General features: G+C 64.0%; 2 protein-coding genes. Both read left to right on the top strand.

All coding sequences use genetic code 11. The features are described 5' to 3' along the window. On the top strand, positions 1 to 1,554 hold a 1,554-nt coding region (locus tag PVZ80_RS11210), incomplete at its 5' end, for a ShlB/FhaC/HecB family hemolysin secretion/activation protein (RefSeq protein ID WP_273863900.1). A 25-nt stretch (positions 1,555 to 1,579) separates the two neighbouring features. Beyond that, positions 1,580 to 10,995, top strand: a 9,416-nt coding sequence (locus PVZ80_RS11205) for a two-partner secretion domain-containing protein (RefSeq protein ID WP_273863899.1), incomplete at its 3' end; no start/stop codon positions are given.

Genomic DNA, 10,995 nt, shown 5'->3' with positions numbered 1-10,995 from the left:
GAACTCAAGGACCTGCCCGGAAAAGAGGCCGCTCCCACAGCGCCGACCGCGCCTGCCGACACCCGCTGTTTCCCGATCCAGGACATCGAACTCAAGGGCGCCGACAGCCTGTCCGCCGCCGAGCAGGCGCGCCTGCTCAAGCCCTATATCGGTCAGTGCCTGGGCGTCAGCCAGCTCAACGAGCTGCTCAAAGTCATCACCGACTACTACCTGGAGAAGGGCCTGGTGACCAGCCGCGCCTACCTGCCGCAGCAGGACCTGTCCGGCGGCCACTTGAAGGTGCTGGTGGTCGAGGGCCGGCTCGAAGGCTTGAAGGGCGCCGCCGACAGCCAGCTGTCCGAGCGGGAGCTGGCCATGGCCTTTCCCGGCCAGGTCGGCGCGCTGGTCAACCTGCGGGAAATCGAACAACTGGTGGACCAGCTCAACCGCCTGCCGTCGAACCAGGCACAAATGGAGCTGGCCCCCGGCAAGGAGGTCGGTGGCAGCCAAGTGCTGGTCAAGAACACTGCGCAAAAGCCCTGGCGGGCCGGGCTGTCGCGCAGCAACGACGGCCAGCGCAGCACCGGCGAGCAGCAGTGGGGCACCACCTTCGACTGGGACAGCCCGCTGGGGCTGGCCGACCAGCTGATGTTGCGCGGTGGCCACGATGCCATGAGCGACCACCAGCACACCTCCAACAACGCCATGCTCTCTTACAACCTGCCCTGGGGCTGGTGGAACTTCAGTTACACCTACAGCCAGAGCGAGTACCGCTCCCAGGCCCAGGCCAATGGTTTCAGCTTCAAGCAGACCGGCGACAGCCAGAACCACCAGCTGCGCGCCGAGCGGGTGATCCTGCGTGACGCGGTGAGCAAGACCTCGCTGAATGCCGGCCTGGCCTACCTGCGCACCAACAACTTCATCGAAGACAGCAAGCTGGCCCTGAGCAGCAATCGCCTCAGCGAAGCCCAGTTCGGCATCAACCACGGCCGGCGCATCGGCGGTGCCTTCGTCAACCTCGACCTGGGCATGCAGCACGGCATCGGTGCCTTCGACGCCCAGGACAATGGCCACCCAGGGCCGGGCGAGCCGAATGCGCGCTACCGCAAATACACCGCCACCCTCAGTTACCTGCAGCCGTTCAAGCTGTGGGGCGAGTCGTTCAGCTTCAGCAGCCTGATGACCGGCCAGCGCAGCGAAGACGTGCTGTTCAGCCCGCAGCGCACCAGCCTGGGCGGGCAGTCGTCGATTCGCGGGTACAAGGATCAGTCGCTGTCCGGCGACAGCGGCGGTTACTGGCGCAACGACCTGCGCTGGAGCCGTCCGGTGACCCTCGGCTGGCTGCGCCCGGTGTTCGCCGAGTACGGCAGCAGCCTGGGCTACGACCAGGGCGTGATCCGTGGCGACCGTTACAACGGTGAGCAGCACGGGCGTCTGTCGAGCAACTCCCTGGAGCTGTTCGCCCGCGGCCAGCACCTGGCGACCAGCGTGACCTTCGCCCATTCCCTTGAACGCCCGGATGTCCTGAGCGAGCGCGAAGCGCCGATCTACTTCCGCCTGGATTTCCTCCTCTGATTCGCGTTTTTTCGAGACCTTCGACATGGATGTTCGCCAATTCGCTTTCCTGGCCCGCCAGCCTTCTGCTGCCCTGAAAACCCGCGAGCACTTCTGGGGCATGCCCAAGCGCGGCCTGGCGTTCATCCTGGCCAACGCCATGTTCTGGCAACCGCTGTGGGCCCAGGCGGAAGGCATCGTGGTCAGCGCGCCGGGCACCAGCCTGGGGCAAGCGGGCAACGGCGTGCCCATCGTCAATATCGCCACGCCCAATGGCAGCGGCCTGTCGCACAACCAGTTCCACGACTACAACGTCGGCCAGCAGGGGCTGATCCTCAACAACGCCACCGACCGCACGCAAAGCACCCAGCTGGGCGGGATCATCGTCGGCAACCCGAACCTCAAGGGCGTCGCCGCGCAAACCATCCTCAACGAAGTCAACGGTGGCAGCCCCAGCCAACTGCGCGGTTACACCGAAGTGGCGGGGCAGTCGGCCCATGTGATCGTCGCCAACCCCTATGGCATCAGCTGCAATGGCTGCGGCTTCATCAACACCCCGAAAGCCACCCTGACCACTGGCAAGCCGGTGATCGAAAACGGCCAGCTCAGCCGTTATCAGGTCGATCAGGGGCAGGTGACCATCGAGGGCGCGACGCTCAACGCCAACAACGTCGACCGCTTCGAAATCATCACCCGCAGCGCCAAGATCAACGCCGAGATCCAGGCGAAAAACCTGAGCATCGTCACCGGGCGCAACGACGTCAACGCCCAGACACTGAACGCCACCGCCCGCGCCGACGACGGCAGCGCCAAGCCGGAACTGGCGATCGACTCTTCGGCCCTGGGCGGGATGTATGCCGGGGCGATCAAGCTGGTGGGAACTGAAGCGGGCGTGGGGGTAAAACTCGACGGCAAGCTGATCGCCAGTGGCGGCGATATCCAGCTCGATGCCAACGGTCACCTGAGCATGGTCCAGGCCTCGGCCAATACGGCGATCAAGGTCAAGGCGGCCAGTCTGGAGGCCCAAGGTCCGGTCCATGCCGGCAGCACGCTCGATGTGCGGACCCAGGGCGACCTGAATAACCGACAAAACCTGACTGCGCGCGACAGCATCAGCCTGAGCGCCGGCGGCCGCCTGAGCAACAGCGGCATCATCGAAGCCGGGATCGAAACCGGCAACAGCCGCAATGCCAATGGCGATGTCAGCCTGAGCGCGCAGCACCTCGACAACAGCGGCAAGAGCGTGATCGCCAGCCGTAACCTGACGGTCAACACTGTGCAAACCCTGAGCAACCAGGGCGGCACCTTGAGTGCCGGGCAGAGCGCCAACGTCAGCGCCGCGACCCTGGATAACCAGAGCAAGGGGCGGGTGCTGAGCAGCGGCAGCATCGATCTCAAGGCCGGTCAGGTGCTCAACGGCCGGGGCCTGATCAGCGGCGACGGCAATCTCAGCGCCACATTGGGCCATCTGAATAACCACGATGGCGAAGTCTCCAGCGCCGGCATCACCACCCTGACGGCCAACAGCCTGGACAACAGCGACGGTCAGGTCAGCGGTGACGTGGCATTGAACATCGGTTTGAGCGGCGCCCTGAACAACCAGGGCGGTGTTCTGGGTTCCGCCAAGCGTGTGAGCATCAGCGCCGCCAGCCTGGATAACCGCCATGCCGGCAGCCTGGCCAGCGATGGCAGCCTGACCACGCGGATCGCGGGCCTGTTCGATAACCAGAGCGCAGGAGACCTGGGCGCCAAGGGTGTGGTGGACCTGCAGGCTGGCAGTCTCGACAACCGTGGCGGCAGCCTGACCGGCCAGGATCGCCTGACCCTGGACACGGCTTTGCTGGACAACCGCGGGGGCAAGGTACGCGCCGACAAGCACCTGCAGCTCGATGTGCGCCAACTCGACAATCGCGACAAAGGCGTGATCACCAGCCAGGCAGGGATCGGCCTGACCGGTACCCACCTGGACAACCGCGGCGGCTTGCTCAGCGCCGTTGGCCCGGTGACGCTGAAGGCCCAGAACGTGCAAAACGCCTTGGGGCGGATCGCCAGCCAAGGCGACGTACATGCGACTGTCGACACCCTCCAACAGCAGGGCGGCACCCTGGTGGCGCAAGGCAACCTGACGCTGATCGGCAGTGTTCTCGACAACCGTGACAACAGCCTGGTCGCGGCGACAAAAGCGCTGAAACTCGAGGTTCAGGGCATCGACAACCGCGCCGGAAAACTGTCCAGCGGAATCACCACTGAAATTGCCGGCCAGCAACTCGACAACAGTGACGGCGGCAGAGTCCTGGTCGGTGGCGATCTGCAGCTGAAGGTTGCCCGTCTTATCAATCAGAGCAAGGGGCTGATCCAGGGCAAGGGCACCACGACGCTGAACAGCCAGAGCCTGGATAACACCGATGGCGAGATCGACAGCCACAACGGGCTGCAGATCACCCTGGCCGGTGGGCTCGACAACACCCGCGGGCGGGTCCACAGCGACCGCTCCTTGACCCTGGGCACCAGCAAACTGACGAACACCGCCGGCCGTATCGAGAGCGTGGAAGACCTGTCGATCACCAGCCGTGGCGAACTGCTCAATCAGGGCGGCTCCATCAAGTCCGAGAAGGGCCTGACTGTTGCCAGTGGCCCTCTCGATAACAGCCAGAAGGGCCTGCTGTCCGGCAAGCACGCCACGCAAATCACCGCGACGACCTTCAACAACAGCCAGGGTGGAAGCCTGCGCAGTGAAAGCAGACTTGGCCTGATCGCCACCCAGGTCAATAACGCCGATGGCAGCATCAGCAGCGCACAGGACCTCACGGCCAGCGTGACCGGGCTCGATCAGCAACACGGGGAGCTGTTCAGCGAGGCCGCCCTGAGCCTGGACCTGAACAACGGACAGCTCAATAACCAGAGCGGCTACATCCATTCGCCGGGAGCCCTGCTGCTCAAGAACCTGAAGGGTGTCGACAACCAAAAGGGTGAGATTTCCAGCGCCCGGGCTTTCAGCCTGAAAGCGCAAAGCCTGGACAACAACGGTGCCAAACTGATCAGTGACCAGGGGCTGACACTGCGCATCGCCGAGGCCCTGAACAACGTGAAGGGCCTGGTCAGCGCCAGTTCCATCGACAGCCACAGCGCCAGCCTGGACAACACGGATGGCCTGCTCAGCACCACCGGTGACCTGGACCTGAAGGTCGATACGGCTTTTGCTAACCAGCGCGGCACCGTTGTTGCCGACGGCGCGTTGCTGCTCACCGCCGCCAGCCTGGACAACCGCGCTGCCGATATCTCCGGCAAACAGGATGTGACCGCGCACATCGGCACCCTGAACAACCAGGGCGGCAAGTTGATCGCCACTGGCGCGCTGGACCTGACGGGGGCGAGCCTGGATAACCGCCAAGGCGGTCTGGTAGGGGCGACAAAAGCGCTGAAACTCAAGGTCGATACGCTCGATAACCGAGGCGGCGAGCTTTCTACCCAGGCCGGTCTGAGCTTGACAGGCAAGCAGCTGGATAACAGCGACCAGGGTCTGGTCGAGGCCCATGACAGGCTGACGCTCAAGGTCGATGAGGTGATCAACCAGGCTGCCGGCTTTATCAATGCGCTGGCCGACCTGACGATCACGGGCGGGCGTATCGATAACCGCAGTGGGAAAATCAAAAGCCAGCAAGGCCTGGACCTCACCCTCAAGGGCGACCTGCAAAACAACCAAGGGCTGATCGATAGCCAGAGCACCCTTGATGTGGCTGCGGCAGCCCTGGACAACAGCGACGGTCGTCTCATGAGCGCTGCTGCGCTGGACCTCGGCGCTCGTGGCGCCTTGACCAACGTGGGCGGCAAGCTGGTGAGCGAGGGCGGCGTGCAGTTGCGCAGCGCCAGCCTGGACAACAGCCACAAAGGCGTGATCAGCGGCAAGGGCGCGGTACAGGTCACCACCGGTGACTTCGATAACAGCCAGGCCGGCAGCCTCGACAGTGGCGACACCCTGGACCTGACGGCGGCAAAACTGACCAACGCGGCCGGGCGCATCGGCAGTGACAAGGCACTGACCGCGAAGGTCAGCAGCCTCGAACAGCAGGGCGGCAGTCTGTTCAGCAACACCAGCCTGAGCCTGGACCTGAATCGGGGGCGGCTGAACAACCAGGGCGGCTTCATTCACGCACCGGGTGCGCTGCTGCTGAAAAACCTCAGTGACGTCGATAACCGCAACGGCGAAATCTCCAGCGACGCGACCTACGAACTCAACGCCAAGAGCCTGAACAACGACGGCGGCCAGTTGCTCGGCAACCAGGCATTGACCCTGCGGGTCGAACAGGCGCTCAGCTCCATCAAGGGCAAGATCGGTGCCTCGGCGCTGGAGGTAGAGGCCGCCAGCCTGGATAACAGCGCCGGCGCATTGACCAGCCGTTCCGGGCTGAAACTGACGGTACAGGGGTCATTGACCAACCAGGACCAGGGGCTGATCAACGCCATCAACGGCTTGAGCATCGCCAGCGGTGACTTGAACAACCGTCACGGTTCCGTTCTGGCCGGTGACTGGCTGAACCTGTCGGCCAAGGCGCTGAACAACACGGACAGCGGGCTGATCAACAGTAAAGGCGCGCTGGAGCTGACCGCGCACCAGTTGGACTCGAGCGATGCCGGCGAGGTATCGGCCAAGGGTGACATGAACCTCAAGGTCACGGGGCTGACGCAGCGTGGCGGTCGCCTGTTGGGCGACGGCGCGGTGACCCTGGACCTGGCCAATGGCGATCTCGACAACAGCCTCGGCAAGCTGAATGCCAAAGGCTTGTTGAGCATCAAGCAACTGCAGGACCTGAAGAACCAGCAGGGGACATTGTCCAGTCGTCAAGGCTTCACGCTGACGGGCCGCACGCTGGATAACAGCCAAGGCAAGTTGATCAGTGAGGCGGCACTGGGTGTCGTGTCCGGCCAGTTGCTGAATGCCAATGGCCTGGTGTCGGGGATCAAGGGCCTGACCGTCGAGGCGGGGAGCCTGGACAACCGCAACCACGGGACGCTCTCCAGCAAGGAGGGCAACCTGGCCGTTGATGTCAGCGGCGCCCTGCTGAACAGCGGCGCCGGCGCCCTGGCCAGCAATGGCACGCTCAAACTGAGCGCCGCGAGCCTGGACAACAGCGGCGAAGGGGTGGTCTCCAGTGTCGGCGGCCAGACGCTCACGGTCGCCGGCCTGCTGAATAACGCGGGCGGCGGTCTGCTCGACAGCGGTGCCACGCTTGATCTCAAGGCGGCAACCTTGAACAACAAGGCCGGCAACCTCAGTGCGTTGCAATCGGTCGATCTGCGCGCCGGCAGCCTGGACAACAGTGGCGGCAGCCTGGCGACAAAAGGTGCCCTGACCCTGGATGTGGCGGGTAACCTGGACAACGCCCTGGGTACCCTCAGCAGTGACGGGGCCTTGTTACTCAAGCACGCGGCCCACGTCGATAACCGCGGCGGCAAACTGATCGGCCAGGATCTGTTGACCTTCAATGCCGACAGCCTGGACAACCGTGACCACGGCACCGTGGCGGCCAATCAGCAAGCCACGCTGGGTGTCGCGGGAGCTGTCCAGAATGCTCAGGGCGGTTTGATTTACAGCCGTGATGCGGGTCTTGAGCTGACGGCTGCCAGCCTCGATAACAGCAAGGCCGCGGTGCAAAGCCAGAACGGCCTGACGCTGAACATCAGCGGCGACTTCAACAACCAGGGCGGCAAAGTCATAGGTCAGGACGGCGCGGTCAGTATTACCGCGGCCAGCGTCGACAACCGTGGCGGGGTGCTGTCGAGCCTCAAGGGCGCGCTTGAAACCCACATCAGTGGCGTGCTGCTCAACGGTTATGACCTGAACGACCAACGCCAGCGTGGCGTGATCGAAGCCCAGCGCTTGAACCTGCGTGCCTTGGCCGGGCTGAACAACAACGGGGGCCGCATTGCCGCGCGCCAGGGCGATGTCATCGTCAACACCGCCGGCTTCGATAACCGCAATGGCGGGCTTTACGCCAGCGGCCAGCTTGGCGTCACTGCGACTACGTTCGACAACGGCGGCGACAAAGGCGGGCAGGTCGCCGGTCAAGGCATCGATCTCGGCTTGAGCGGTGCATTGAATAACCGTTTGGGGGTTATCGAGAGTGACACCTCGCTGCTTATTCGTGCGGCCAGTATCGACAACGCTCAGGGTCAGCTACGGGCCGCCGGGAGCGGCGGCAAGAGCCTGTTCCAGATCGGCGGCTTGCTGGACAACCGTAACGGCCGCATCGAAGTGGCCAGTACCGACCTGGGCCTCAACGCGACGAGCTTGCAGAATGCCGGCGGTACCCTGCTGCACTCCGGCAAAGGGCAATTCGATATCTCGATGGCCAACGTCAGCGGGGCGGGCGGCACCCTGGTCACCCAAGGGGGGCTGACCCTCGCGGCCGATTCGTGGAGCAACACCAGCGTCATCCAGGCCGGGCGTCTGAAGGTCAATGTCAACAACTTCTACCAGAGTGCCAGCGGCCAACTGCTGGCCTCCGACAGCTTCGAAGGCGGTGGCGGCAACTGGACCAACGATGGCCTGATCGCCAGTGACGGCAGCCTGAGCCTGCAACTGTCCGGTGCCTACGGTGGCAACGGCCGATTGACCAGCCTGGGCGACATGAGCTTCGGCGCCGCCCAGCTCGACCTGCCAGGCTCCGCGACTATCGCCGGTGGTGGCAACACCCGGATCAATGTCGGCGGGGTGCTCACCAATCGCGGACGCCTGAGCTCCACCCAGGGGCTGACGGTCAATGCCGGGGCGATCAATAACTATGGCTCCCTCGGCAGCGCCGGGGCGCTGACCCTCAATTTCGGGACGCTGCTCAATTCCGGTGTCAGCGATGCCGAACACAGCTCGATCTTCAGCGGCGGCGACATGCAGTTGCTGGGCAACAGCTTCAGCAATCGCTATGCCGACGTTTACAGCATGGGCAGCCTGCTGGTGGCCGCCAATGCCGGGCAGGCCCAGTCGAGCCTGCTGGAAAACCGCTCCGGCACGATCGAAAGCCTGGGCAACATGACCATTCGCGCCATGACCGTGAAGAACGTCATGGACATCCTCACCTACTCGGAACACGAGAAGTACTACGCCAGCATCGTCGAACTGCCATGCGGCCCCTTTGGCGTATGCCATGTCAAGAAACATGGCAATCGGCGCAATGCGGTCTGGCAGCTCACCGAGCGTGATCGCCTGCAGGTGACCGCCAGTACGGCGGCCTCCAGTATCTCCAGCGGCGGGCAGCTGAACATCGGTGCCCAGGAGCTGAGCAACGAAAGCAGTGTTATCGCTTCCTCCGGCAACCTGGCGATCAATGCCGTCAGCATCAAGAACCAGGGGGTGGTGCCTCAGGACATTGAAACCACCACCATCAAATACAACCACGTGGATGAGTACCAGGGCGCGGTCGCCGCGGTGGCTGACTTCAATGCCAAAAATGGCGCAAAGCCCTCCAGTACCTTCGAAGCCGACCTGGCGCGGTTCAACGCCCTGATGACCGGTACCCGAAAACTGGCCGGTGGCGGTACCAAGACCCTGGACAGCAGCGACGGCAAGCACTTCGACGCCATTATCCAGTCCGGCGCCAGCGTCCAGCTCAACGCCTCGGAGAAGATCGACAACGGCGTGGTACGTGGTTATTACGCCTATGTCGGTGGTGGCAAGAAGACCGGCGACACCTCGGCGGGCAGTCAGTATTCGACGCCGATCTATATCAACTCGCAATTGCCGCCGGACCTGGCCAAGCAGCAGGTCAACCCCTTGGCCCTGCCAGGCTTCACGTTGCCGGTCGGGCAACACGGCCTGTTCCGCCTGAGCAGCGAAGGAGCCGGCGACACCGCGGCGACCCAGCGCAACCCGGCACCGATGGACTGGAGCATGGGCAGCATCAGCCTGAGATTCGCCGAGCGCGAGCAGAGCCAGGCCCAGAGTCAGGCGCGGGCGCTCCAGGTCGATTCGGTGGCCCCGGTGGCGGCGACTGAGCGCAAGCTGGCGCAGGTTGGCGCGGTGCAGCCTGGCGTCGATGCCAGTCTGCCGACGATTAGCGTCACGACCCCGACAGACAGTGGAACGGCTACTCAGGGGCCGGTGTACAGCCGTACCCCGGCGCAACAGGTGCAAGGCAGCATTGTGCGGGTCCAGGGCATCCCGACGCTCGACAATCCCCCTCAAGCGCACAAATACCTGGTTGAAACCAACCCGGTGCTGACCAACCAGAAACAGTTCATGAGCTCGGACTACCTGCTGTCGAACCTGGGTTACAACCCCGACAACAGCTGGAAGCGCCTGGGCGACGGTTTCTACGAACAACGGCTGATCCAGCAGGCGGTGGTCGCCCGCACCGGCCAACGTTTCATCGACGGCCAGAACTCCGACGAGAAACTGTTCAAGTACCTGATGGATAACGCGCTGCAGAGCAAGCAGCAGCTCAACCTGGCGATCGGCACCTCGCTGACCTCCGAGCAGGTCGCGGCCCTGACCCACGACATCGTCTGGCTCGAATCGCATCAGGTGAATGGCGAGAACGTGCTGGTGCCGGTGCTGTACATGGCCCACGCCAACAACCGCCTGGCCGCCAACGGCGCGCTGATCGCCGGGCAGGACATCAGCCTGATCGCCGGCAAGGACCTGCTCAACGCCGGCACCCTGCGCGCCACCAACAACCTCTCGGCCAAGGCCGGCAACGACCTGGTCAACAGCGGGCTGATCGAAGCCGGCAATCGCCTGGACCTGCTGGCGGGCAACAACCTGGTGAACAAGGCGGGCGGTATCATCGCCGGTCGCGATGTGAACCTGAGCGCGCTCAACGGCGACCTGATCAATGAACGCACGGTCACCAGCCACCAGAACAGCGGCGGCGATCTGCAACAGCGGCGTGACTTCCTCGACAGCGCCGCGCGTATCGAAGCCGCCAACGACCTGACGCTCAAGGCCGGTCGTGACTTCAACAACGCCGCTGGCGTGCTGCAAGCCGCGCGCGACACCACCATCAACGCCGGCCGGGATGCCAACCTTACCGCTGTCGAACAGCAGGACAACGAGACTCGGACCAACTCCCTGCACACCAGCACCAGCCAGCACGGCTCGGTGCTCACCAGCGGTCGCGACCTGACAATCAACAGCGGCCGCGATCTGTCGGCCATCGCCAGCCAGATCGACGCCAAACGCAACCTCGCCATGGCCGCCACCGGCAACCTGACCCTGGCCTCGGCGGCGGACGAGCAGCACTCGTACTCCAGTTCCAAGAAGTACAAGGGCCAGTCCGACAAGGTCAGCCAGGTCTCCACGGCGGTGACCGCGGGTGGCAGCGTGGCCCTCAGTGCCGGCAAGGATCTGGAGCTGATTGCCAGCCGGGTGAGTGCGGGGGATGAGGCGTATCTGGTGGCCGGCGGCAACCTGGCGCTGGAGTCCGCGGAAGACAGCAACTACAGCTTCTACAGCAAGACCAAGAAGAG

The sequence above is a fragment of the Pseudomonas sp. B3G-3 genome, assembly GCF_028640915.1.
Taxonomy (GTDB): Bacteria; Pseudomonadota; Gammaproteobacteria; order Pseudomonadales; family Pseudomonadaceae; genus Aquipseudomonas; species Aquipseudomonas chlororaphis_I.
This window is presented reverse-complemented; position numbering and strand designations above follow the sequence as displayed.